This is a genomic window from Pontimicrobium aquaticum, from assembly GCF_005047595.1.
Lineage (GTDB): Bacteria > Bacteroidota > Bacteroidia > Flavobacteriales > Flavobacteriaceae > Pontimicrobium > Pontimicrobium aquaticum.
Map to the genome: position 1 here is coordinate 306082 of NZ_SUPL01000004.1, position 25869 is coordinate 331950.

General features: G+C 32.6%; 24 protein-coding genes and 1 other RNA gene. 12 read left to right on the forward strand and 13 right to left on the reverse strand.

Annotation, left to right across the window (positions count from 1 at the left end; all coding sequences use genetic code 11):
* Positions 1-13: 13 nt before the first annotated feature.
* The 3 genes from fsa to ffs all read right to left on the reverse strand — a co-directional run bounded on the left by fsa (position 14) and on the right by ffs (position 1736).
* Positions 14-667: a fructose-6-phosphate aldolase gene (gene fsa / locus E5167_RS09250; RefSeq protein ID WP_136843325.1), complete on the reverse strand. Its 654-nt coding sequence runs from the start codon at positions 665-667 to the stop codon at positions 14-16.
* Between the two features lie 116 nt (positions 668-783).
* The gene (locus E5167_RS09255) at positions 784-1587 is read right to left on the reverse strand and encodes an SDR family oxidoreductase (RefSeq protein ID WP_136843327.1); all 804 of its coding nucleotides are present in this window, start codon (positions 1585-1587) and stop codon (positions 784-786) included.
* Positions 1588-1637: 50 nt separating this feature from the next.
* An RNA gene (gene ffs, locus E5167_RS09260) (signal recognition particle sRNA small type) lies at positions 1638-1736 on the reverse strand.
* Positions 1737-1825: 89 nt separating this feature from the next.
* On the opposite strand from ffs, the gene E5167_RS09265 reads away from it, so the two are divergent.
* The 3 genes from E5167_RS09265 to E5167_RS09275 all read left to right on the forward strand — a co-directional run bounded on the left by E5167_RS09265 (position 1826) and on the right by E5167_RS09275 (position 5020).
* Entirely contained in the window at positions 1826-2860 is a 1035-nt protein-coding gene (locus E5167_RS09265; RefSeq protein ID WP_136843329.1) for a glutaminyl-peptide cyclotransferase, read from the forward strand.
* 49 nt (positions 2861-2909) lie between these two features.
* Positions 2910-4517: a hypothetical protein gene (locus tag E5167_RS09270; protein WP_136843331.1), complete on the forward strand. Its 1608-nt coding sequence runs from the start codon at positions 2910-2912 to the stop codon at positions 4515-4517.
* Positions 4518-4585: 68 nt separating this feature from the next.
* On the forward strand, positions 4586-5020 hold the full coding sequence (locus E5167_RS09275; RefSeq protein WP_136843333.1) for a nuclear transport factor 2 family protein: 435 nt from the start codon (positions 4586-4588) through the stop codon (positions 5018-5020).
* 130 nt (positions 5021-5150) lie between these two features.
* On the opposite strand, the gene glyA is transcribed toward E5167_RS09275, so the two are convergent.
* Positions 5151-6440, reverse strand: a complete 1290-nt coding sequence (gene glyA, locus E5167_RS09280) for a serine hydroxymethyltransferase (protein WP_136843336.1) — start codon at positions 6438-6440, stop codon at positions 5151-5153.
* 203 nt (positions 6441-6643) lie between these two features.
* Here glyA and fahA point away from each other — a divergent pair, with 203 nt between their 5' ends.
* Together fahA and E5167_RS09290 are read left to right on the forward strand one after the other, a co-directional pair.
* Positions 6644-7936 carry a fumarylacetoacetase gene (fahA, locus tag E5167_RS09285; RefSeq protein WP_136843339.1) on the forward strand — a complete coding sequence of 431 codons (1293 nt, stop codon included), beginning with the start codon at positions 6644-6646 and terminating at the stop codon, positions 7934-7936.
* 112 nt (positions 7937-8048) lie between these two features.
* Positions 8049-9230 carry a hypothetical protein gene (locus tag E5167_RS09290; protein WP_136843341.1) on the forward strand — a complete coding sequence of 394 codons (1182 nt, stop codon included), beginning with the start codon at positions 8049-8051 and terminating at the stop codon, positions 9228-9230.
* A gap of 59 nt (positions 9231-9289) precedes the next feature.
* On the opposite strand, the gene E5167_RS09295 is transcribed toward E5167_RS09290, so the two are convergent.
* The 3 genes from E5167_RS09295 to E5167_RS09305 form a co-directional block, all read right to left on the reverse strand.
* Entirely contained in the window at positions 9290-10426 is a 1137-nt protein-coding gene (locus E5167_RS09295) for a serine hydrolase domain-containing protein (RefSeq protein ID WP_136843343.1), read from the reverse strand.
* A gap of 36 nt (positions 10427-10462) precedes the next feature.
* Positions 10463-11584 carry an alpha/beta hydrolase-fold protein gene (locus E5167_RS09300; RefSeq protein ID WP_136843345.1) on the reverse strand — a complete coding sequence of 374 codons (1122 nt, stop codon included), beginning with the start codon at positions 11582-11584 and terminating at the stop codon, positions 10463-10465.
* A gap of 185 nt (positions 11585-11769) precedes the next feature.
* The gene (locus E5167_RS09305) at positions 11770-12453 is read right to left on the reverse strand and encodes an ArsR/SmtB family transcription factor (protein WP_136843347.1); all 684 of its coding nucleotides are present in this window, start codon (positions 12451-12453) and stop codon (positions 11770-11772) included.
* Positions 12454-12544: 91 nt separating this feature from the next.
* Between E5167_RS09305 and E5167_RS09310 the strand changes: the two genes are divergently transcribed.
* Together E5167_RS09310 and E5167_RS09315 are read left to right on the forward strand one after the other, a co-directional pair.
* Positions 12545-13552 (forward strand): alpha/beta hydrolase, encoded by a 1008-nt coding sequence (locus E5167_RS09310; protein ID WP_136843349.1) that lies wholly within the window; start codon positions 12545-12547, stop codon positions 13550-13552.
* Complete coding sequence (locus tag E5167_RS09315; RefSeq protein ID WP_136843351.1) at positions 13549-13911, forward strand: antibiotic biosynthesis monooxygenase family protein; 363 nt, start codon at positions 13549-13551, stop codon at positions 13909-13911. Before E5167_RS09310 ends, E5167_RS09315 begins: the two co-directional genes overlap by 4 nt.
* 95 nt (positions 13912-14006) lie before the next feature.
* Here E5167_RS09315 and ytxJ read toward each other — a convergent pair whose 3' ends face one another.
* Positions 14007-14444 carry a bacillithiol system redox-active protein YtxJ gene (gene ytxJ, locus E5167_RS09320; protein WP_317130377.1) on the reverse strand — a complete coding sequence of 146 codons (438 nt, stop codon included), beginning with the start codon at positions 14442-14444 and terminating at the stop codon, positions 14007-14009.
* Between the two features lie 91 nt (positions 14445-14535).
* Between ytxJ and clpB the strand changes: the two genes are divergently transcribed.
* Both clpB and E5167_RS09330 read left to right on the forward strand, forming a co-directional pair.
* Positions 14536-17139, forward strand: a complete 2604-nt coding sequence (gene clpB / locus E5167_RS09325) for an ATP-dependent chaperone ClpB (protein ID WP_136843353.1) — start codon at positions 14536-14538, stop codon at positions 17137-17139.
* A 426-nt stretch (positions 17140-17565) separates the two neighbouring features.
* The gene (locus E5167_RS09330; RefSeq protein WP_136843355.1) at positions 17566-18426 is read left to right on the forward strand and encodes a TraB/GumN family protein; all 861 of its coding nucleotides are present in this window, start codon (positions 17566-17568) and stop codon (positions 18424-18426) included.
* 51 nt (positions 18427-18477) lie between these two features.
* Here the strand turns inward: E5167_RS09330 and E5167_RS09335 are convergent, their stop codons facing one another.
* The 4 genes from E5167_RS09335 to deoC all read right to left on the reverse strand — a co-directional run bounded on the left by E5167_RS09335 (position 18478) and on the right by deoC (position 23352).
* On the reverse strand, positions 18478-19092 hold the full coding sequence (locus E5167_RS09335) for an OmpW/AlkL family protein (protein ID WP_136843357.1): 615 nt from the start codon (positions 19090-19092) through the stop codon (positions 18478-18480).
* Positions 19093-19246: 154 nt separating this feature from the next.
* Positions 19247-19951 carry a purine-nucleoside phosphorylase gene (deoD, locus tag E5167_RS09340; protein WP_136843359.1) on the reverse strand — a complete coding sequence of 235 codons (705 nt, stop codon included), beginning with the start codon at positions 19949-19951 and terminating at the stop codon, positions 19247-19249.
* Positions 19952-19970: 19 nt separating this feature from the next.
* Complete coding sequence (locus E5167_RS09345) at positions 19971-22358, reverse strand: aldehyde dehydrogenase family protein (RefSeq protein WP_136843361.1); 2388 nt, start codon at positions 22356-22358, stop codon at positions 19971-19973.
* A gap of 10 nt (positions 22359-22368) precedes the next feature.
* Entirely contained in the window at positions 22369-23352 is a 984-nt protein-coding gene (deoC, locus tag E5167_RS09350; protein ID WP_239021971.1) for a deoxyribose-phosphate aldolase, read from the reverse strand.
* Between the two features lie 175 nt (positions 23353-23527).
* Here deoC and E5167_RS09355 point away from each other — a divergent pair, with 175 nt between their 5' ends.
* Entirely contained in the window at positions 23528-23995 is a 468-nt protein-coding gene (locus E5167_RS09355; RefSeq protein WP_136843363.1) for a VOC family protein, read from the forward strand.
* 31 nt (positions 23996-24026) lie between these two features.
* Positions 24027-24542 carry a SixA phosphatase family protein gene (locus E5167_RS09360; protein WP_136843365.1) on the forward strand — a complete coding sequence of 172 codons (516 nt, stop codon included), beginning with the start codon at positions 24027-24029 and terminating at the stop codon, positions 24540-24542.
* Here the strand turns inward: E5167_RS09360 and E5167_RS09365 are convergent, their stop codons facing one another.
* Complete coding sequence (locus E5167_RS09365; protein ID WP_136843367.1) at positions 24543-25283, reverse strand: DUF6503 family protein; 741 nt, start codon at positions 25281-25283, stop codon at positions 24543-24545.
* An 85-nt stretch (positions 25284-25368) separates the two neighbouring features.
* On the opposite strand from E5167_RS09365, the gene smpB reads away from it, so the two are divergent.
* A complete protein-coding gene (smpB, locus tag E5167_RS09370) occupies positions 25369-25827 on the forward strand; it encodes an SsrA-binding protein SmpB (protein WP_136843369.1) in 459 nt (152 codons plus the stop codon).
* The last annotated feature ends 42 nt before the right edge of the window (positions 25828-25869 follow it).

Below are 25869 nucleotides of genomic sequence, written 5' to 3' on the forward strand. Positions count from 1 at the left end.
TATAAGTAGAATATTAGTTTCCTTTTTTATAATCTTCCAAGAATTTAGCTAAGCCAATATCTGTTAGTGGATGTTTTAATAAACCTTCAATAGAACTTAAAGGCCCTGTCATTACATCGGCTCCTAATTTGGCACAATCTATTACGTGCATGGTATGACGCACCGAAGCTGCTAAAATTTGTGTTTCAAAAGCATAGTTATCAAATATATGGCGAATCTCACCTATAAGGTTTAAACCATCGGTTGAAATGTCGTCTAGTCGTCCAATAAAAGGGGACACATACGTTGCGCCAGCTTTTGCTGCTAATAATGCTTGTCCAGGAGAAAACACAAGGGTAACGTTGGTTTTTATACCTCTTTCTGAAAAATATTTGCAAGCTTTAACACCATCCTTAATCATTGGTAATTTAATAACAATTTGGTCGTGTAATTCTGCTAAAGCCTCACCTTCTCTTACCATGCCTTCAAAATCGGTTGAAATAACCTCAGCACTTACGTCGCCATCAACAATATTACAAATATCCACATAGTGCTTTAAAATATTATCGTGACCTGTAATACCTTCTTTAGCCATTAATGATGGATTTGTTGTTACACCATCAAGTACTCCAAGGTCTTGAGCCTCTTTTATCTGATCTAAATTTGCTGTATCAATAAAAAATTTCATGTTTGTAAACGTCGTTTAAAGTTCTGTTAAATTTCGATGCGAATTTACAATATTAGGCGAGCTCCTAATTATTTTTTAATTAAAACATATTAACAACTTAGCAAAACTTTTCAATGCTATAATTTGTAATGCTTCATCAAGAGTTTTTCATAAACCTTATCTGGAAGAACTCGTTTTAAAACAATAGAGAATTTCTGCATAAACTCTCCTACTTTATAATGTACTTTTGGGTGTTTTACATTAATTACCTTAAATATAGCTTTTGCCATTAATAATGGATCTTGGCCACTATCAACATGTGCATTCATAAGTTCTAAGGTATTACCATATTGCTCTTTATAAGGGGAATTTTCTAAAACTGGCGCATGGTAGCGTCCAGCGGCTATATTTGTTGCAAAATCGCCTGGAGCTATATTAGTCATATGTATATTAAAGCCTTTTATTTCCATTCTAAATGCTTCGGTAATAAGTTCTAAAGCACCTTTACTTGCACTATATACACCACGATAAGGCAATCCCATATAACCAGCAATAGAAGTTACATTAATAATGAGTCCTGAGTTTTGCTTACGCATGTGTGGTAATACAGCCTTAATGACGTTAATTGGTCCAAAAAAATTAGTATCAAAGTTTCGTTTAATTTCTACTTCAGGAATCTCTTCTATTGGGCCTGTAATTCCAGCTCCTGCATTATTTATTAGCACATCTATCTTTCCTTCTTTACTAATAACTTCTTCTACACAATTAAGAATCGTATTATTATCTGTAACGTCTAAGGCAACAATTGGAAACTGACTGTTAGGATAGTTTTGTGGATTTCTACTTGTACCGTAAACTGTAAACCCTTTGTCTTTTAAAAATTCTCCAACAGATTTTCCTATTCCAGAGGATCCTCCTGTGATTAAAACAACTTTAGACATGAAATATTTAAGATTAGTTTAGCCAAAAGTAAGAAACTTTAAGGCACAAAAAAAGGCAAGCTACCTACATCACACCGCTACGACCATTTACCTTTGCTGCGTTCCCGCCCTGGAGGATTCAACAGGAGCTGGTTGTGTAGGACTTGCCTCGTGCAAAGATACAATCTTTTAATAGTTGCGCAATGATTTTTTTTACTGAATTTAAATAAATAAATTGCTCCAAATTACAATTAAAAAAATGCGACTATTTAAACTTCTTACAATCATACTTTTACCTATGTTTATGATTGCCTGTGGTAGTAATTCTGAAAAAAAATCGAAAAATTTTTCAATCACAACTAATGCTAAGAAAAATACTATTAGCAAAAGTGAAACATTGAAACTGTCTATTGATAATAAAAAAGGGCTTGCTATTGATTCGGTAGTTTATAAATTTAATAATTCAAAAATTGCAAACACTCTAGATTTGAGTTCTTCTAAACTTGGTGTACAAACAATAGAAGCTTCTGTTTTCTACAACGCTACAAAGGAAACTATTTCAACAAGTATCATTGTTTTAAATAATGAAGCTCCTAAAATTTACAGTTTTAATATTATAAATGAATATCCTCATGATATCACATCTTATACACAAGGCTTAGAGTTTTATAATGGCGAATTATATGAAAGCACAGGTCAACTAGGAAAATCTAAACTTAGAAAAGTAGATTATAAAACTGGAGAAGTACTTAAAAATATTGATTTAGCCAAAGAATACTTTGGAGAAGGGCTTACTGTTTTAAATGACAACATTTATCAACTTACATGGCAAAGCAGTATTGGTTTTGTTTATGACGTCAATACTTTTGAAAAAAAGAGCAACTTTAAATACGGTAAAAGCAAAGAAGGTTGGGGAATTTGTAACGATGGCAACGTGCTTTATAAAAGTGATGGTACCGAGCGTATTTGGCTTTTAAATCCTGATACCTTAGCTGAAATAGACCATTTTCAAGCCTATACAAATAAAGGAAAAATTAGCAACCTAAATGAGTTGGAATGGATAAATGGCAAAATATACGCTAACCGTTATCAAAAAAATGGCGTAGCCATTATTAACCCTGAAAATGGTGCTATTGAAGGTGTTATAGATTTTTCGTCTCTAAAAAATAAGGTAAAACAACACCCTACACTTGATGTTTTAAATGGCATTGCTTATAACCCAGATACTAGAACAATATTTGTAACAGGAAAACATTGGGACACACTTTTTGAAGTAGAAATTGTTGAAAAATAATTCAACTATTCTAATGTTATTTATAAACATGAAAGTTTACTTTTACAAAATGAAGCGTCTATCTTATTTTATTCTTAGCCTAACCATTCTCTTATTTTGGAGTTCATGCCGTAAAGATTTTGAATTTTCAGCAAGTACAGGCACCCTAGAATTTTCTAAAGACACTGTTTATCTAGATACCGTTTTTACAAATATTGGTTCAAGTACCTACAATCTAAAGGTGTATAATAACAGTAATAACGATATTATAATTCCTTCAATCAAACTTAGCGAAGGTTATAATTCGTACTACCGAATGACCATTGATGGTACAACAGGTATTGGTGGTGCACCAAACGAACCTATTGGCAAAGTCTTCGAAAACATAGAAATGCTCGCCAAAGACAGTATGTATATCTTCATTGAAACAACTGTTGACATACAAGATTTGGCAGCATCGCAAACACAATTTTTATATACTGATGCTATTGAGTTTGATTCTGGAGAAAATCTACAAAAAGTAGAATTGGTAACCTTGGTGAAAGATGCTCATTTTATTTATCCAGACCGTTCTACAACTATAGACTCTGAAACTGGAGAAGAAATTCACGTTATTGAAACCTTGACCTTTGATGTTGATGGTGATGGAATGGAAGATGAAACCACCATTCAAGGACGTTTTTTAGCTGATAATGAATTGACATTTACTAACGAAAAACCTTATGTAATATATGGTTATGCTGCGGTTGCAGATAGCAAAACCTTAACGATTGACGCTGGCGCAAGAGTCCATTTTCATGCTAAATCTGGATTACTTATTACTGGTGGAGCATCTTTAAAAGTTAATGGAGTACCTAGTACAGACCAAGAACTTCTAGAAGGCGAAGTAATTTTTGAAGGTGATAGATTGGAACCTAATTTTGCAGATGTTCCTGGACAATGGCAAACCATTTGGCTATTTAACAATAGTGTAGATAATGTTATGAATCATGCTACCATAAAAAATGGAACTATTGGCATTTTAAGTGATGGTAATCAAGATGACCCAACAAAACTAACTATTACAAATTCACAAATTTATAATTCTAGTAATTTTGGAATTTTAGGAAGAGGCACCTCAATTGATGGTGAAAATGTGGTGGTAAACAATAGCGGACAATCTTCATTTGCAGGAACTTATGGAGGTTCGTATAATTTTGTACATACCACCTTTGCTAATTATTGGAATAACAGTTTTAGGCAATTTCCTTCAGTTTTATTAAATAATTTCATCATTGATGAGGATAATACAGTTTTTACAAATCCGTTAGATGCTGCAAATTTCACCAACTGCATTATTTACGGAAATGATAATCCAGAACTAATTCTGGAAAAAGATCCTTCAGATGATTTTAATTTTAAATTTACCAATAGCTTAATCAAGTTCGATAATTCTAGTAATAATTTTACTGGTGATGTGTATGACTTCAGCAACAGTTTGCTATATGAAAATGTAATTTTTAATCAAGATCCAGAATTTCTAGATCCAAACAATAATCAACTAAATATTCCAAATGGCTCTCCATCTGATAATTTTGGTATTATATTTGGAAATTTATCATCAGATATTTTAAACACTCCTAGAAGTGCCACACCAGATTTAGGTGCTTATGAAAGTGTTGAGTTTGAAGATAATTAACGTCTTTTTAACTATATCACATCATGCTTTTATTTACTTTAAAGCATTAAAAATCAAAACAAAAAACTATGAAGCGCTTAATTACCGTATTGCTATGCGTACTAGCACTTAACTTAACACAAGCACAAACAAACAAAGCTGGTGTTGAAAAAGCCTGTATGAATTACATTGAAGGATTTTACGAAGGTGACACTGCCAAACTTAAAGAAAGCTTACAACCTAGTTTAAATAAATTTGGGTTCTGGAAAAACAAAGATGGAAATTATGACCAACAAGATTACATGTCTTTTGAGAAAGCTTTAGCTTATGCAACAAACGTAAAAGAGAAAAAACAATTTGCAAAGCCTGATGCTCCAAAAGTTGTTGAAGTTTTAGGTATTGGCAACTCAATTGCTGCAGCAAAAGTTACTGCTTGGTGGGGAATTGATTATATTTTGCTTTCTAAACGTGGTGATAAATGGATGATAGAACAAGTAATTTGGGAAGGACCATTAGAAAAGTAATTTAAACACTTGCTGCAAAATTAAATTAAAAAGCGTCATTACGAGGAACAAAGCAATCTGTTAAATTGTAATAATATCAATAGATTACTTCACTACGTTCGTAATGACGTTTACTTTGTTAGTCTTGTTTTTACGATTGATACTCGTTTTGAGCAAATAGCGGTCTGTGAGCCATCATAGCATACACCTTTTCTTTAACACCTTCTAAAACCGCATCATTTTCGTAATTCATAATTACCTCATCAATGAGCTCAACAATTGGCGCCATATCTTCCTCTTTCATACCTCTAGTTGTAATTGCAGGAGTACCAATTCTAATTCCTGATGTTACAAATGGCGATTTATCATCAAAAGGCACCATATTTTTATTCACAGTAATATCTGCTTTCACTAACGCTTGTTCAGCATCTTTACCTGTAATTTTTTTATTTCTTAAATCAATAAGCATCATGTGGTTATCTGTTCCATCAGAAATAATATGATAGTCTTTATCTACTAAAGCTTTTGCCATGGCATCAGCATTCTTTTTTACTTGCAACGTATAATGCATAAAATCATCCGTTAAAGCTTCTCCAAATGCAATGGCTTTTGCTGCTATAATATGCTCTAATGGACCTCCTTGATTTCCAGGAAACACAGCGGAGTTTAAAAGTGACGACATCATTTTTGGCTTTCCAGATTTTAAAGTTTCTCCAAATGGGTTTTCAAAATCTTTTCCCATCATAATCAAACCTCCTCTTGGCCCTCTTAAGGTTTTATGAGTAGTAGTTGTTACAACATGACAATGAGGCAAAGGATCATTTAAAATACCTTTCGCAATTAATCCTGCTGGATGCGAAATATCGGCCATTAAAATTGCTCCAACCTTATCGGCTATCTCTCTAAAACGCTTAAAATCCATATCACGTGAGTAAGCTGATGCTCCAGCAATAATCAATTTTGGTTGCTCTTCCTTTGCAATTGCCTCCATTTTATCATAATCTATACGACCTGTTTCTTTATCTACTCCGTAAAACACTGGATTGTATAGTTTTCCTGAAAAATTCACAGGAGAACCGTGAGTTAAATGCCCACCATGCGATAAATCGAACCCTAGTATTTTATCACCTGGATTTAAGCATGCAAAAAATACTGCAGTGTTTGCTTGACTTCCTGAATGTGGTTGTACGTTTACATATTCTGCTCCAAATAAAGTTTTTGCTCTATCTATAGCAATTTGCTCTACTTCATCTACTATTTCACAGCCTCCATAATAACGTTTACCTGGATATCCTTCGGCATATTTATTTGTTAAAACTGATCCTGCTGCTTCCATTACTTGGTCGCTAACAAAATTCTCTGAAGCTATTAATTCTATACCATGTAATTGGCGTTCTTTTTCGGCTTGTACCAATTCAAAGATTTGTTCGTCGCGTTGCATAAATGATAATTATGTTGTTATTAACTTCAAAAATAGTAAATACATTAGTTTAATTGTACAAAAAACATATATTTACTATGTTATTTATTAACTAATTTATTAAGTGTTAATGAACCTACATTTTTAACTTAATAATCACATGAAATACTAAAAAATTATGTAGGTTTGAACTAACATTTAACAAAAACCAATCAATATATATTATGTCTATATCAGCAAACAATCCAAATAGAACTTCATGGTTGTACGTCAATAAGCATTCTGATTTTCCAATACAAAACATCCCTTTTGGAGTGTTTCTTACAAGAGAAGATGTCATTACAATTGGCACTAGAATTGGAGATACAGCTATAGATTTAGGTGCCTTACACCAATTAGGCTATTTTGATGGTATCCCATTAACCGATGATATTTTTCTTCAAGATACTTTAAATGATTTTATTGCTGACGGAAGACAAACCTGGAGAGCTGTTAGAAATCGTATAGCCGACATTTTTGATGCCAATAACGAAACCTTAAAAAACAATACAAAGCATAAAGAAATTGTATGCTTTAGGTTAGATGAAATTGAAATGCAAATGCCTGTATTGGTTGGTGATTATACTGATTTTTATGCGAGCAAAGAACATGCAACAAATGTAGGCACTATGTTTAGAGGTGAAGATAATGCACTAATGCCTAACTGGTTACATTTACCTGTTGGTTATCATGGTAGAAGTTCTTCAATAATTACAACACATATACCAATTAATAGGCCACAAGGACAAACCTTACCTGAAGGTGCAAGCAAACCTATTTTTGGCCCAAGCAAATTAGTAGATTTTGAGTTAGAAATGGCCTTTATCACTACTGATGCCAACGATTTTGGAGAGCCTATTCCTATTGAAGAAGCCGAAGACTATATTTTTGGATTAGTACTTTTTAATGATTGGAGTGCTCGTGATATTCAAAAATGGGAATATGTACCATTAGGACCTTTCTTAGGAAAAAGTTTTGCTTCAACCATATCACCTTGGATTGTAACACTTGATGCTTTAGAACCATTTAGAGTAGAATCTCCTAAGCAAAATCCAAAACCATTACCTTATTTGCGAACTAAAGGAAAAAAGAGTTTCGATATTAATTTAGAAGCTGCGATAAAACCTAAAGGTGCAAAAGAAACTGTTGTATCTCGTACAAACTTTAAATATATGTATTGGAATATGGCGCAACAATTAACACATCACACTAGTAATGGATGTCCTGTTAATTCTGGCGATATGATGGGAAGTGGCACCATTTCTGGACCTACTGAAGATTCATATGGTTCTATGCTTGAACTTACTTGGAAAGGTGAAAAGCCAATAAAAATGAAAGATGGTACAACACGTAAATTTATAAATGACCATGATACTGTAATTATGCGAGCCTATTGTGAAAATGATGATGTTAGAATTGGTTTTGGTCAAGTAAAAAACGAACTGCTTCCGGTTTTCAATCCAAAGAAGAAAAAATAACAACAAACTATAAAACAATTATTTACAACCCTCAAGAAGTTAATTATTGAGGGTTGTTTTTTATTTGGCATTATAATTGAAAAACAGCTATAAATATCTAAATATTGAGTTTATGAAAAAATTACTACTCTTATCAATATTACTTTTAGTACTCATATCATGCAGTGGAAGAAAGCAAGTAGAAAAAGCAGTGAATTCTGGCAATTACGACCAAGCAATTGCTAATGCTTTAAAGAAATTAGAAACTAATAAAAACAAAAAGCGTAAGCAAGACTATATTTTTATGCTACGTGACGCTTATAACAAAGCCGTAGAACGTGATTTAAATACGATAAAGCATTTAAAAAAAGATAATAATCCAGAGCTTTACAGAAAAATATATGAGCTCTATTTAGATTTAAATACTCGTCAAGAATCCATAAAACCCGTATTACCGCTAGTTGTAAATGGAAAAAATATAAAATTTAAGTTTAACGATTACAGTAGTAATATTGCACAATCACGAAACAATACTGCCGATTATTTATACGAAAAAGGTCTCGACTTAATAGATTCAGATAATAAATCAAACATAAGAGAAGCTTACAATATTTATAGATACATAGAGCAAATTCATCCTAATTACGAAGATGCTAAAGAACTAATGGAAGAAGCACACGAATTAGGTACTAATTACGTAATTGTTAGCATAGAAAATCATACTCAACAAATAATACCTCAACAATTGGAAGACGATTTACTAAATTTTGATACCTATGGTTTAAACAAATTTTGGACGACTTATCATGCAAATCCTGATATTACTATAAATTATGATTTTGCAATGCAATTACAATTGCAACAAATTAATATTTCGCCAGAAAGAATTAAAGAACGTCAGTTTATTAGAGAAAAAGATGTGGTTGACGGTTGGGAGTATAAACTTGATAGTGATGGCAATGTTGCTAAAGATACCTTAGGCAATGATATTAAAGTTGATAAAATTTTTACAGCAAAAGCTAAGTATAATGAGTTTATCCAAACAAAATCATCACAGGTTATTGCCAAAGTAGTTTATACCGATTTGGTATCAAACCAAACATTAGATGAGTTTCCAATAGATAGTGGCTTTGTTTTTGAAAACCTGTTTGCAAGATACAGAGGAGATAAAAGAGCACTAACTAAAAAAGATTTAAAACTTGTAAAAAGCAAACGCATACCATTTCCATCAAACGAACAAATGGTATATGATACAGGAGAAGACCTTAAACTAAAATTAAAAGATATTATTAATTCTTACAGTTTGAGTTATTAAATTAGAAACTCCCAAATATATTTGGGAGTTTCTTTATTATACTAAATGAGTAAAACATATCATTTGTCTATAACCTCAATAATTACGCTACCTAAGGTTGGAAGTTGTCTCATAATAGACATTTTCGTTCTATCTGATGTATTAATTTGGTAACAAACAGCAAATTTATACTTAGCATAATACATCATATTAGTAACATATCCAGGCATAAAACCTCTATGACCATAAATCTTTCCATTTGGTGTATCACGAATGTGTACACCTAAGCCCCAAGTTCCTCCCATGTTTCCAGCGCTAACACCTTTAAAGTATTCTTTAAGCAAAGAAGCATTAAACATCTTGCCTTCATAAATTTTCTTTCCAAGTATAGCTAAATCATGTGTGGTAATCACTAGACCTCCTCCAGCCCATTCAAACTGCAAATTATAGTTGCTTTTACCGTTTTTATTAAATTGTAGACCAGGGTAAAAAGGGTCACTATCAGCATTATAGCCTTGAGCAATATTATTGTAAGTTCTAGATGTTTGCGGTACCACATTCTTTAATCCTGCTTTATCTAATACTCTTTTCTGAACTTCTTCATATATATAGTTTCCTGTTACTTTTTCAATAAGCATGCATAATATTATGTAGTTGGTGTCGGAATAAGCAAAGTTTTTACCAACTTCAAACTCTGGTTTTGCATCAAAAACATACGATAGCAATTCTTCAGGTTTCCAAACTTTATCAACATCTTTTAAAACATCTGTTTGAAATTTTTCACTAAACACATATCTAGGAATTCCTGTTTCATGTCTCATTAAAGAACGAACTGTTAGTTGGTTTGCATTAGGTATTTTGTCAAACCAAGAGTACTCAGACATAACATTATAGATTGGTTCATCTAGTTTTAACTTCCCTTCTTCAATTAATTGAAGTGCTACAACCGAATAAAAAACCTTTCCAGTACTACCTCCTAACATTTTTGTCTTTGCTGACATTTTGATTTTCTTTTCAACATTTGCATAACCTCTGGTAAATGTTTTTGCTTCACCATTTGGAAATACAACTGATATAGATATTCCTGGAGCGTTGGACTCTTCCCAAATAGCATCTAACTTTTCATTAATAATCCCACTTAATTCGTCATTCTTACTTTCTTGAGCAGTTATTGAAATTGTAAAAAGAACACTTAATATTAAAAGAATTTTTTTCATGGATTTTATATTAATTTTAATTTGTTGTTAGCTAATTTAGTTTTTATTTGTTGCTTTTTCTAAACCTTCTTTCATATCAGAATCAAATGAGGTATTTGGATATTTCGATAGACCAGTTTCAAAAAACTTGATGGCATTTTTATAGTCTTTATGTTTTAAATAAAATTGGCCTAACCTATTTTGCCAATAGGCCGAGGCATATCTTGGCGTAGATAAAACATCTTTAAATTCTTCCATAAAAAAACTGAAATATTTATAATTATCTCTATTCCAAGCTAGCCAAATCAATCCGTTTTTAGTTTTATCATCAATCTCACCTTCTCCTCCAAAGCGTTTAGCTCTTTCTTTAAAAAATGACTTTACATTCTGTAAACCGCCTAAATCTTCATAGGCTTTAATACTCTCAAAAACTAATGAATCGTAATTATGATAATAATATTTAATTCCTTTATACATAGCCAAATGTGGCATTGATTGGTGCACTTCATCATTAAACAATTCGTATTTCCAAATTAAATTCTTTGGATTTTGTTTAATTAAAATTTCATTAAACGCGTCAGTTGAACCAACGTAGTAGATATCTTTTTTAGAATTAGCCATATACAAATACACATCTGTATTAGAGTTAAATTCTTTAACAATGTCTTCAGAAGCATAACCTCCATCCGTAATGATAGCTCCAGAAAATAAGTCTTCTTCTTTTAAAACCATTTCGCTTATATAATAGGCAGCTGCTTCCCAACCAAAAATAACACGTTCTTTAGTTGTTCTATAATTAGAATCTATAAATTTAATGACTTCGTCTTTTAAAAAAGAAGTGAATTTATCGCTATCATCTCCATATAAAGTACGTCGTAAAGACCTACTGCTATTAATACCAACAATAATCATTTCTGGAAGTGCAGTAGGTGCCATCAAAGACTTTTGAATAGCAACACCATTCGTAAAAAACCTTTGACCATCTAAAATATATAATACAGGATATTCGGCATTAGAAGAAGTATAACTATCTGGAAGATAGATTTGAATATTTCTATCTTGGTTTAAGATCTTTGATGAAATAACATAATTAGTTCCAATACTAACTTCATCACCTCTTACTTGAGAATTAACTGTTAGTGAACATATTAAAAAAGCTATAAGAGCAATTTTTTTCATAATGGATGACTTTTTTATAATACACCAAAAATAGAAATTCCAAATACTTATTCTTAATTATGTATATACTTTACCAATTATTTAACTTTAATAGTCTTTCAAGTTTAAACCATTAATAGCACCATGACCATCATAGATTACCATAACTCTATTTAACTAATATTTATGGAAACTCAAACAGCGTTCTAGATCATTATTTTTAATTTTTCGGATAGCATGCTTTCTCCTAAAGATGTTACTATAACTTCACGTGTATTTTGTTTTCGTCTTATCCAATCTTTTTCAAGGAAGTTCTTTAAAATTGCGGCTCCTAATGCACCAGCAATATGGTGTCTTCTTTCTGTCCAATCCAAGCATTTATGAGCAAATGAACGTTTTTCATTTTTTAAACTTTCAACATTTATCCCTAATTCTACAAACCAATCCTTGCCGTAATCAGTAATCTCAAAAGAGTTATCATTTAAAGTAATAATTTTCTGTTCCATTAAAGAGGTTACAATTTCAACAGAAAGTTTACCTGCTAAATGGTCATAACACGTTCTGGCAAAAGCAAGCTTTTTAGCTTCAGCACTTTTTTTAATTTCTATTTTCTCATCAAGAATTAAACTAGCCATAGACTCAATTACCTGTGCAACCTTTTCATTAGCTAACCGAAAATAACGATGCCTTCCCTGTTTTTCAACCAATATCAATTTAGCTTCCATAAGTTTAGATAAGTGATTACTTGCAGATTGTCGTGTAATATTAGCAGAAACTGCTAATTCTGTTGCAGTATATGCTTTTCCATCTAATAAAGACCATAGCATTATAGAACGAGTTTTGTCACCAATGAGTGATGCTATTTTAGAAAATTGATTTTCCACTTCCATATTGCAAAGATAGATGCAATAATATTTTATAATTCATTCTACACTGAACTATTTTGTTTTTTCTGCTCATACTTTTGAAAAAAAATAAAATATGAGAACAGTAGGATTATATTTTTTACTTATGATAATAACTATTAAGCCATTTTTAATTATGGCGCAGCAGGAGGATATAAAAATAAACAGTAGAGTTGATGGGAAAATGCTAAATATTACACATCTGAAGCCAAAACACGATAGTTTTAATGAGGCTATTTTGTTTATTCACGGTGCTTCATTTCCATCAGAGTTAGCTTCAGGGTTTAAGATGAACGGAGTTTCTTGGACTGGCAATCTCTCAGAAGCTGGATACAATGCTTTTTCCTTAGATTTTTTGGGATATGGCAAGTCAGACAGATACAATTATATGTCTGACAAAGGTACTGAATTTGCCAATAATAGTGGTGGAATAGATGTCATTGAAGATATAGATATTGCTATAGACTTCATTCTGAAGAAACTTCAAATTAACAAAGTACATCTTATTGGTCATTCCTGGGGAGCCGCAGTTTCGGGCTATTATTCGACTATACATCCTGAAAAAATTGATAAGCTCGTATTATTTGCTCCTGTTGCTCAAAGAATTGGACCTACATCTTGGAGCAAGCCAATAGTATCTTATATAGATTTAACGCCAAAAGAAAGGATAGAACAATTTATAAGTGGAATTCCAGAAGGAAAGCAAATGACCTTGGAAGATGAGATATTTACTAAATGGAAAATTGATTGGCTTAAAAGTGATCCAACAGCAACCAACAGAAATCCAGCTTCAATTAGGTATCCTTCAGCTTGGAAGAAAGACCTATATAATTGTTGGAACGGTAAATGTTTTTTTGAGGCATCCAAAATCAAGAATTCTACTTTATTAATTCGTGGAGAGTGGGACACCGTATTAAATAAAGAAGATGCAAACAAAATTTTTATGGAAATGAAAAAGACTCCTTTCAAAAAATATATTATTATTAAAAAGGGTACACATGTTATGCATCTCGAGAAAAGTCGTCATCAATTATATGCTGAAACACTCTTCTTCCTAAAAACCAAAATAAATATAAAAAAATGAACAGACATACAATTGCCGTGATATTTGAAGTTATACTCGAGAACAGTTATAAAAATGAGTATTTAGATATTGCCCTACATCTTAAACCAGAACTTGAAAAAATTGAGGGGTTTATTTCTATTGAGAGGTTTCAGAGTATTTACCATCCTAAAAAACTGTTATCCTTATCCTTTTGGGAAAATGAAGAAGCTATACAGAGGTGGAGACGTCTAGAAATACATAGAAGTGCTCAATTAAAAGGAAGGAAATATATTTTTAAAGATTATCATTTACGAGTTGCGCAAATTGTAAGAGATTACGGGATGTTTGACAGAATCAAAGCTCCAACAGATAGTAAGTCTTATCATGAGGAAAAGTAATTTTTTTTATAAAAATATACATTACGCAGTAAATATAAGTTAACTTTTACATATAAAATCAAGAGTAGTAATCATCTATAAACTATAAAAGACCTTTAAACAAACTGGCTTAAATCTAAACCATTAACAGCACCATGACTAGCATGAGCAACCACTACACCTTTTTTAATTACTAATATTTGAGGTGATTCGTGTATGACCTGAAACTTATAACTAACTTCATTAGAAACATTTCGATAACTTAACAAGTCCAAATAGTATAAATCTATATCTGTATCAATATCATAAGCACTAATAAATTGATTCATTACCATTCGGCTTATACCACATCGTGTTGAGTACTTAAAAACAACTTGTGCTTTGTTTTTAGATTGTTGTTCTATAGACTGTAATTGCTCAATAGAATGCAAAGCAATCCAAGGCAATTGTTTTTCCTCTTTAGACTTAGAAGCCTTAAAAATATTCTTAAATAATCCCATAATTAATAGTAGGTCGCTTAAAAACCCTAACCTTACAAACTGACGAAAAGTCACATTAATTCTGCTTTACACAGACAAATTGTCGTTCAAAATGTATTGGTAAGGTTATTGAACAAAACTACTCAGAAAAGAAAAATACAACCTTATGAACTTAAATAATTTTACCATAAAATCGCAAGAAGCCATACAGCAAGCGCAACAAATTGCTCAAGGCTTTGGCCATCAACAAATAGAAAATGAGCATGTTTTTAAGGCCATTTTTGAAGTTGATGAAAACGTGTTGCCATTCATTTTAAAAAAGTTGAATGTAAACGTACCACTGCTTCAACAAGCTTTAGACAAACAACTAGAAAGCTTTGCAAAAGTTTCTGGTGGCGATATTATGCTATCTAGAGACGCAGGAACTGCTCTAAACGAAGCATCGATCATTGCAAAGAAAATGAAAGATGACTTTGTATCTATAGAGCATCTTATTTTAGCTGTGTTTAAATCTAAAAGTAAAATAGCACAAATGCTAAAAGATCAAGGTATTACCGAAAAAGATCTACAAGCTGCTATTGATGAATTAAGAAAAGGAGATAGAGTAACCTCACAAAGTCAGGAAGAAACCTATAACTCTTTAAATAAATATGCTAAAAATCTCAATCAATTAGCAAAAGATGGGAAGTTAGATCCTGTTATTGGTCGTGATGAAGAAATACGTAGAATCCTTCAAATTTTATCACGTCGCACCAAAAACAATCCTATTCTTGTTGGAGAACCTGGAACTGGTAAAACAGCCATTGCAGAAGGTTTAGCGCACAGAATTATTGATGGAGACATTCCTGAAAACCTAAAAAATAAGCAAATTTTTGCACTTGACATGGGAGCATTAATCGCTGGCGCCAAATATAAAGGTGAATTTGAAGAACGCTTAAAAGCAGTTATCAAAGAAGTAACTACTAGTGATGGAGACATAGTATTGTTTATAGACGAAATCCATACGCTTGTTGGCGCTGGTGGTGGTCAAGGTGCCATGGATGCTGCAAATATTTTAAAACCAGCATTAGCACGTGGTGAACTTCGCGCCATTGGAGCTACTACTTTAGATGAGTATCAAAAATACTTTGAAAAAGACAAAGCATTAGAGCGTCGTTTCCAAAAAGTGATGGTTGATGAACCAGACACGGAAAGTGCCATTTCTATTCTACGTGGTATTAAAGAAAAATACGAGACACACCACAAAGTTCGTATTAAAGACGATGCTATTATTGGTGCTGTTGAGTTATCAAACAGGTATATCACAAATCGCTTTTTGCCAGATAAAGCCATTGATTTAATGGACGAAGCAGCTTCTAAATTGCGTATGGAAATCAATTCAAAGCCAGAAGAATTAGATGTGTTGGATAGAAAAATTATGCAGTTAGAAATTGAAATTGAAGCCATTAAACGTGAAAAAGATGAGTCGAAACTTAAATCGCTTAGATCAGATTTAGCTAACCTTAAAGACACTCGTAATGACTTAAATGCGAAGTGGAAAAGTGAAAAAGAAGTAGTTGAAAACATCCAAAACACAAAACAAGAGATTGAAAACTACAAACTTGAAGCCGAACGTGCCGAACGTGATGGTGATTATGGAAAAGTAGCAGAATTACGTTATGGAAAAATTAAAGAAGCTCAAGAACAATTAGAGGTTTTTCAAAAAAAATTACAAGAACAAGCTGAAAATTCTTTAATAAAAGAAGAAGTAACTTATGAAGATATTGCTGAAGTAGTAGCAAAATGGACAGGAATTCCTGTAACTAAAATGCTGCAATCAGATCGTGAAAAATTATTGAAGCTAGAAGACGAGCTTCACAAACGTGTTGTAGGTCAAGAGGAAGCCATAATTGCTGTAAGTGATGCTGTAAGACGCAGTAGAGCAGGTTTACAAAATCCGCAAAAACCTATTGGTACTTTCCTGTTTCTAGGAACAACAGGCGTTGGTAAAACCGAACTTGCCAAAGCCTTAGCCGAATACTTATTTGACGATGAAAACGCCATGACCAGAATAGATATGAGCGAATACCAAGAGCGTCATGCTGTAAGCAGATTGGTTGGTGCGCCTCCTGGATATGTTGGTTATGATGAAGGCGGACAACTTACCGAAGCTGTTCGTAGAAAACCTTACTCAGTTGTGTTATTAGATGAAATTGAAAAAGCGCATCCAGATACATTCAATATTTTACTTCAAGTGTTGGATGAAGGTCGCCTAACAGATAATAAAGGTCGTATTGCCGATTTTAAAAATACCATCATTATCATGACCTCGAATATGGGAAGTCATATCATACAAGAGCGTTTTGAAGCCACAAAAGATATAGACTCTGCCATGGAAGCTGCAAAAGTTGATGTATTGGCTTTATTAAAACAAAGTGTACGCCCTGAGTTTTTAAACAGAATTGACGATACCATTATGTTTACGCCTTTAACAAAAGAAAATATTGTTGATATTGTTGGACTACAGTTAAAGTCTGTTACCAAAATGGTGGCACAACAAGGCATTACATTTGATGCAACCCAAGAAGCAATTCAATATCTAGCAGAAAAAGGATATAATCCAGAATATGGCGCTAGACCAGTAAAACGGGTTATTCAAAAAGAAGTTTTAAATGCGTTGAGTAAAGAAATTCTAGCAGGAACAGTAAGTACTGATAGCATTATACTACTAGATGCCTTTGACGACAAATTAGTATTTAGAAATCAAAATGATTTGGTTGAAGAAATTTAATCAATGGTCATATAAATTTTCATAAGTAGGTTGGTTGGTTAGTAAAAAAAGCAACATGATTCATAAAAATGATGATTGTTGCTTTTTTTTAAACGTCATTAGACTCTTAAATAAAGCTTAAATAGTATCTATAAATAATCTTTACTTAAAAACACAACGTATATAAACTAAAAGCAAAAAAGCTAATAAAATTGGTGTTGCAAACACTAAAACACTTATAAAGTAAACAGTGCAAAAGTAAATGGACGTTTAACTTTTTTAAATATTTCATTAATCATATTACATCGTGTAACAATTTGATTTAAATACAGTCTTATAATTGGTTGGTTAGTTGAAAAGCAGCATGATTCGTAAAAATGATGATTGTTGCTTTTCTTTTTGTAACAAATTCTCAAATTGTGCTACCAATACTTAAATTATACTACCATGAAACACATATCATCTCTATTACTTTTAGTATTTATCATTACTTTTTCGATGAATGCACAACAACTAGAAAACTCAACGCTTTGGAAAATATCAGGAAATGGCTTAGAAAAACCATCTTATCTATTTGGGACTATTCATATTACCTGTGATGCTTCACTAGATAATGATATAAAAAAAGCGCTTGATGAAACCACACAATTGGTTTTAGAGCTTGATATGGACGACCCTAAAATGCAATCTCAATTAATGAAAGGCATGTATATGACAGATGGAAAGACCCTAAAAGATCTGGTCTCAGAAGAAGAATTTACTGCTATTGATTCACTATTTATTAAGCAAGCTGGAATGTCTATTGGCTTAATTCAAAATATGAAACCTTTCTTTTTAACATCAATGCTCTATCCTAAAATGATAGATTGCCAAATGGAATCGTTTGAATTGGAATTAATGAAAGTAACCAAAGAGCAAAATGAAGACGTATATGGTCTAGAAACAATAAAAGAACAATTACAAGTGTTTGAAAGCATCCCTTATAAAGATCAAGTCGCAGATTTAATACGTATGGCAAAAGATAATCTAGAATACGACAAAGCTACATTTGCCGAAATATTAGAAGTATATAAATCTAAAAACATCACCGAAATGTTAAATATGATGGATAACGAAAACAATGAAATGACTGCAAAACACCAAGATGTTTTATTAAAAGACAGAAACATAAACTGGATTCCAAAAATTGAAGTCTATGCTAAGCAACAACCTACTTTTTTTGGAGTTGGTGCTGGACATTTAGCTGGCGAAAATGGTGTAATTAAACTCCTTAGAAAAGCAGGTTATTCTGTAAGTGCTGTATTGTAATAAAAAAAGAGCCTAGTTGAAACTAGGCTCTTTTTTTATTACAATACATATTTAAAACTTCATTCCAACTCCAATACCTATTACCAATGGATTTACATCAACATCTACTGGTAAAATACCTTCTCCAGTATCAACATTAACATCGGTAGAAAGCAATATTTTTTTAACGTCAAGGTTTAAAAACCACTTATCGCTTAAAATGTAATCCAATCCAGCTTGGAAAGAAAAACCAAAAGTGTTGTCATAATCCATATCTGCTGCATCACCTGATTTTATACCATAAAAAATAGTGTAATTTACACCAGCTCCTACATAGGGTTTAACTTCTCCACCAGCAAAATGATATTGTAAACTTAACGTAGGAGGCAATAACCAAACACGTCCAAGGTCAGTGCCTTCTACGTCAACTTCATGCTTAGAGGTTGCTAGAATTAATTCGGCTGCCCAGTTTTTGTCAAAAAAATAGGTGAAATCCAATTCAGGAATATATGACGTAGAGATATCCACATCGGCTCCTTCTATATCATCTCCTGGAGAAGGCGTTATTGCCAATACTCTAAAGCGCATTTGCCATTTATTTGTATTTGTATCATCTGCTTTATCTTGAGCGTTAAGGTTAACTAGACATAATAAGGCAATTACTAAACTAAATATTGTTTTTTTCATAATTAAATTGGTTTATATTTTGAGCAAAAATAAACCCGAAATAATCCTTAAAAACTGACAGAAGTCATTGTTAGCACTTTTTTATGCTTGTGCGAAATTTTTAATAAAAAGCAAATTAACTGTTGTGTATTCCAGTTTAGTTTAAGAAGAATAATTAGGCCAATTCTAAAGCTATTTTCATCATATCGTTAAACGATTGTTCACGCTCTTTTGAGCTTGTTGCCTCACCTGTAATAATGTTATCGCTTACCGTAAGTATCGACAGCGCTTTTACACCAAATCTTTTAGCAAGAGTAAACAGCATTTGTGTTTCCATTTCTACACCTAAAATACCGTGTTTTTGCCATTTTTTCCATCTGTTTTGTATGTCATCATCGTAAAACGTATTTGTACTAAAGACAGAACCTTTATATGTTTTAATATTAAGTCGTTGGGCAGCCTTGTATGCTTTTAATAATAAATCAAAATCAGCTGTTGCTGCATAATGCATGCCTTCAAAATATAAGTTATTGGCATCAGAATCTCCAGAAGCACTCATAGCTAATAATACTTGACCTAAATTGATCTCCTTTTGTATTGCACCACAAGTTCCTACTCTAATTAAGTTTTTAGCATTATAGGTGTTTATTAATTCATGAATATAAATAGCAGCACTTCCCATTCCCATTCCTGTACCTTGAACTGATACTTTTTTTCCTTTATAATACCCTGTAAAACCAAACATGTTTCTTACCGTATTATAACATACTGCATCTTCTAAAAACGTTTCTGCTACATGCTTTGCTCTTAATGGATCTCCAGGAAGTAACACAGTTTCTGCAATATCTCCAACTTTAGCTTCTATATGAATACTACTCATGTCTTGTTTTCTTTTTTGTTTATTCTCCGTAAGGAATCCAAATATTTTTAATTTGACTAGCTTGTCTTAAAAACATTGTTCCTTCACCCTGAGTTTTGTCTAACCAATTTCTGTACTTTCCATAGTTTACCCAAGTTCTTTTCATATTATCTGCCGATAATAGCTCAACATTTTTAGAACCTTCTTTAGTGCCAAAATACCAAATACCATCTACATCGTCGTGTTTTGCTAACACTTCTGCTAACTCCTCTTTTGAGCCAGTAACGATGTTTACAGTGCCCGCAGGCACATCAGATGTTTCAAGAATTTGATAAAAATCGGTAGCAGAAAATGGCATGCTTTCAGAAGGAATTACCACCACATTATTACCCATTGTTATTACAGGAATAACAGTCGAAATAAAACCTAACAATGGTGATTCGTTAGGACAAACAATTCCCATTACACCAATGGCTTCAGGCATTGCTAAAGTTACATTACTGTGAATGGTGTGATGTACTTTCCCATCGTATTTGTCTGCCATAGCTGCATAATAGTAAATTCTATCTATTGATATATCTACTTCTTCTAGAGCTGAAGATTTACTTTGATTGGTCATTTGCACAATTCTATTGGCAAACTCATCTCTTCTAATCGCAAGGTTTTCTGCTATATAATACAGTACTTGAGCCTTTGCATGTCCAGTTTTTCCTTCCCAACTAGTATTTGAGTGGGCCGCCTCTACGGCATTTCTAATATCTTTTCTATTACCTTTTGAAACTTCACCTACATAATCGCCATTGGAGCTTTTTACAACAGTACTATAGCCACCATCTGGTCGTGTTTGCTTACCACCAATGTACATTTTGGAGGTTCTATCAATTCCAACTGATTGACCATTACTCATGGCTTTACTTGCAGATTTTTTAGCAACTTTTATAGGCTCTCCAGAAAGTAGCTCATCCGCTTTTGGTTTCAAGTATTCATACAACCCTTCAATACCGCCTTCTCTACCAAAACCAGATTCACGATAGCCTCCAAATCCAGCAGCTGCATCAAACACATTAGTACAGTTTATCCAAGCAGTTCCTGCTTTTATTTGAGGTGCTATATCTAAAGCTAAGTTGATGTTTTCTGTCCAAATACTACAAGCCAAACCATAACGTGTATTATTTGCCAACTTAACAGCTTCTTTATGAGACCTAAAACTCATAGCCACTAAAACTGGTCCAAATATTTCTTCTTGTGCAATGGTTGACGATGGTGTAACATCGGTAAATAAGGTTGGTGGATAATAATAACCATCTTTAGGGCATGACCATGATGGTTGCCAAAGTGTACTACCTTCATCAATTCCTTGTTTTACTAGATCTGTAATCGTCTTTAATTGTATTGGTGCGACTACAGCTCCCATATCAATACTTTTATCAAGTGCATTTCCCATGCGTAAGGTTTCCATTCTAGCCTTAACCTTCTTGTAAAGCTTATCAGCAATACTTTCTTGCACTAATAGTCTTGAACCTGCACAACAAACCTGACCTTGATTAAACCATATAGCATCAACAACACCTTCTACAACACTATCTAAATCGGCATCCTCAAAAACAATAAAAGGTGACTTCCCTCCTAGTTCCAATGATAACTTTTTGCTAGTTCCTGCTGTGGCTCTACGTATAATTTTACCAACTTCTGTAGAACCAGTAAAAGCAATTTTATTAACTTCTTTATGATCTACAAGTGTTGCTCCAGTCTTACCATGACCTGTAATAATATTAATCACACCATTTGGCAAGCCAATTTGTTGACAAATTTCAGCAAACAACAATGCTGTTAAAGGTGTAAACTCTGCAGGTTTTAATACTACAGTATTTCCCATAGCTATGGCAGGAGCGATTTTCCAAGCCAACATCATTAATGGAAAATTCCAAGGAATGATTTGACCAATAACCCCTACTTCTTTATAATCTTTTAACTCGCTATCTTTTAATTGTGCCCAACCAGCGTGATGGTAAAAATGTCTTGCCACGATAGGAACATCAACATCTCTAGTTTCTCTTATAGGCTTACCATTATCTAAAGATTCTAAAACAGCAAAAAGTCGGGAGTGCTTTTGTATTTGTCTAGCTAATGCATATAAATATCTTGCTCTTTTATGAGCACCAATGTTTACCCATTCTGGCAATGCTTTTTTTGCAGCTGTAACAGCTTTGTTTACATCAGCTTCATTAGCTTCAGGTATTTTTGCTAACACTTCCTTAGTACAAGGGTTAATCGTCTCAAAATACTCATTGGAAGAGGGTTTTGTCCACTTTCCATTAATAAACAGCTTAAATTTTTTGTTATGTGAATCTAAAAACTGAATCACTTCGTCGGCACTTTCAGGTGCAGGACCATAACTCATCGTTTCGTATATCTCTTTAATCTTCATTGTATAAATTTTATGCCATTGGGTGTCTAAACGCTGCCGAATAACGTCCAGTCACATAATGCTCTAACTGACGTTCTATATCTCCTAATAGACTACTAGCTCCAAAACGGAATAACTCTGGATTGAGCCATTCGTTTCCTAATTCTTCTTTTATTAAAATCAACCAATTTAAGGCTTGTTTTGCTTTACTGATTCCTCCTGCAGGTTTAAAGCCTACTTTATAACCTGTTAGTTCGTGATACTCTCTAATAGCTCTAATCATGACAAGACTTATAGGAATGGTTGCATTAACACTTTCTTTTCCAGTACTTGTTTTTATAAAATCTGAGCCTGCCATCATACTTACCCAACTTGCTTTTGCTACTTTAGAATAGGTAGGAATTTCGCCAGTTGCTAAAATAGTTTTCATGTGTGCTTCACCACACGCTTTTCTACATGCCGCTACCTCATCGTATAATGCATTCCAGTTAGATTCCAACACTAGATTTCTACTGATAACGATATCAATTTCTGAAGCTCCAGCAGCTACAGACAATTCTATTTGCTTAATCTTCTCTTTTAAAGGAATATTACCAGCAGGAAAACCAGTTGATACTGCCGCAATTGGAATGTTACTATCTCCTAACGCTTCAACCGCATCAGCAATTAAGTTGTGATATACGCATACAGCAGCTACTGTTATATTAGCATTGTCCATTTCCATAGCCTTTAGCAAGTCATGTCTCACTGGTGACATAGCTTTAGCACACAATCTGTGTACATTACTCTTAGTATCATCACCTGCAAGGGTTGTTAAATCTATGCAACTTAATGCTTTAAGCAACCAAGCAGCTTGCCATTGTTTTTTAACTGAGCGTCTTCCACTTAAAGTAGCAGCACGCCTTTCTACAGCACTTTTATTAATATTAATATCCTTAAATAAATTGGCATCAAACGGAATACCTTCATTACGCTTGAGATGCGAATTTGTTTTATTTGAATTGGCTTTGTTCACTTTAATCTTTTTCTAACCTTAAAAATAACTAATTCAATAATAACTTCCTTAAAGAAATAAGCATTAATCTTGTTTTATTTGTTTTGAGAAGATAAATTTAAAATCCGTTACTTATTTTTTAGTTTGAGCAACATCTGTACTATTTAAGTATCTTTAGGAAAAATTATACTGAAATTTGAAAAATAAAATACTTTTATTCCTTTTTTTAACATGCAACTTATATGCTTGTAATTCTCAATCAGAAACACTGGATTTAAGTAGTGGATTTGCTGCTTTTGTTGTGAAAGATATAAACTCATCAATTGATTGGTACTCAAGTAAATTAAATTTTAAACTTGTAAATCAAACACATCTAGAAGAAAGAGGTATTAAGCAAGCTAATTTAAAACTTGGAAATACAAAAATAGAGCTTATTGAAAGCAAATCTTCTATTAATCCAACCCAAAGCAATACAAAGAAAGGGTTGATTCTAGGTATTTTTAAAGTTGGATTTATCACATCAAGTTTTGATAATTGGTCTAAACACCTTATTGAATTAGAAATGATTACAGAGAAAGATATTGTTATAAACCCAATAGACAACAAACGCATGCTCATTATTAAAGATCCAGATGGAAATCGTATTCAACTATTTGAGAAATAATATTACCTTTAAACTCAATAAAAAAATAGCAATGAAATATTACTTAATCTTACTTTTAGCAATTACATTTTCTTTACCATCACTTGCACAAGACACATCAAACAATCAAGAAACAACCACTTATTACTTTATTCGTCATGCCGAAAAAGATAGAAGTGACAAAACCAACAAAGATCCAAACCTAAAACAAGAAGGAATTTTAAGAGCTGCTAAGTGGAGTTTAGTATTTGAAAATATAACATTTGACGCTGTGTATTCAACTAATTATAATCGTACTAAACAAACAGCACAACCAACTGCAGAGAAAAAAGGATTAGAGGTAACTATTTATGATCCTAGACAATTGTTTTCGGAAGAATTTGCTAATAACACCAAAGGGAAAACGGTGCTAGTGGTTGGACACAGCAATACGACGCCTGCTTTTGTGAATGCTGTACTAGGTAAAAAAAAATATGATAATATTGACGACAATAATAATGCTAACCTGTATATAGTAACTATTTCTCCAAGCGGTGAAAAATCGGATACCGTATTGGTTATTGATTAGTTACTCCACCTCAATATTTACATTCTCTATTTTTGAGAGCAACTTTAGTTTTCCTGATTCAAAGAGTGAATCTAAAGCTATTAAATCCAAGATACCATCTTCTGGTTTATAATTCTTGTAATCCACAAAGCGTAACCCATTTACATAACGTTCGTTATAAGCTTCTCTAAATCGTAAACCTAATTCAGTAGGACTATCCATGTATGAGTATGCTAAGTAATCTATTTTAAAATCTTCTTTATTAATCCAATACATAAAGACATCTTCAAAATCATCTCCTCCACCTTCTTGGTTAAAGTGTACTTTTATTTTATAATAGCCTTTGTTTTTTATAGTAGCGTCTCCAATATATTCTTTATTTACTGCAGCATCATTAAGTCCAAAAGGCAACACCACAAAATAGTGTACAGAATTTACCGATCGCGTATATTTTGCAGCCATAGAGTCCACTACTTTCACCTGCTTTTCATTAATAAACCTCTTAAACCCATCATTAGAAAGCACATCGTTAATTTTACCAAGTGAATCATTAAAAACACGCTCGTATTGATACATGCCATTATTTCTAATAGCTTTGTAATGTATGTCCCTAAAGTCAAAAGATATGGTTGATGCTTTATATTTTTCTCCACCAGAAACTTCAATAGCTTTATCAACAATCTCTTGAGCTGTTAATGCCTTTTCTTGCTTACACGAAGTAACAACAACCATTAAAATAAGACTATATAAAATATGTTTCATTTATAGTATTTTTAATATGTTTTGTCGCAAAAATAGCCAATTAATAACATTAATATAATTAATAAAATATGTAGTTTTGAACTCCATGCAGAAAAAAATAAACATACTTAATAAAAAAGCGCGTTTTGAATACGAAATTCTAGACAAATACACTGCTGGAATTGTGTTGACTGGTACCGAAATAAAATCTATCAGAAACAGTAAAGCTTCTATTGCTGAGAGTTTTTGTGAATTTAACGATCGTGGTGAACTGTTTGTAGTTAATATGACTATTGAAGAGTATGCCTATGGCAACTATATAAACCACAAACCAAAGGCTACTAGAAAACTACTGTTAAATAAACGTGAGTTAAAAAAGCTAGAAAAAGAAGTGAAAAATGTTGGACTTACCATCGTTCCTTTACGTTTGTTTATTAATGATAAAGGTTTTGCTAAATTGGATATTGGCTTAGCTAAAGGAAAAAAATTGTACGACAAACGTGATACTATAAAAGATAGAGATAACAAGCGTAACTTAGATCGTATCAAGAAAAACTTCAGTTAATTAAAAGTTTTCGGTTATCTTACTATCTTTAAAAGAATTTTT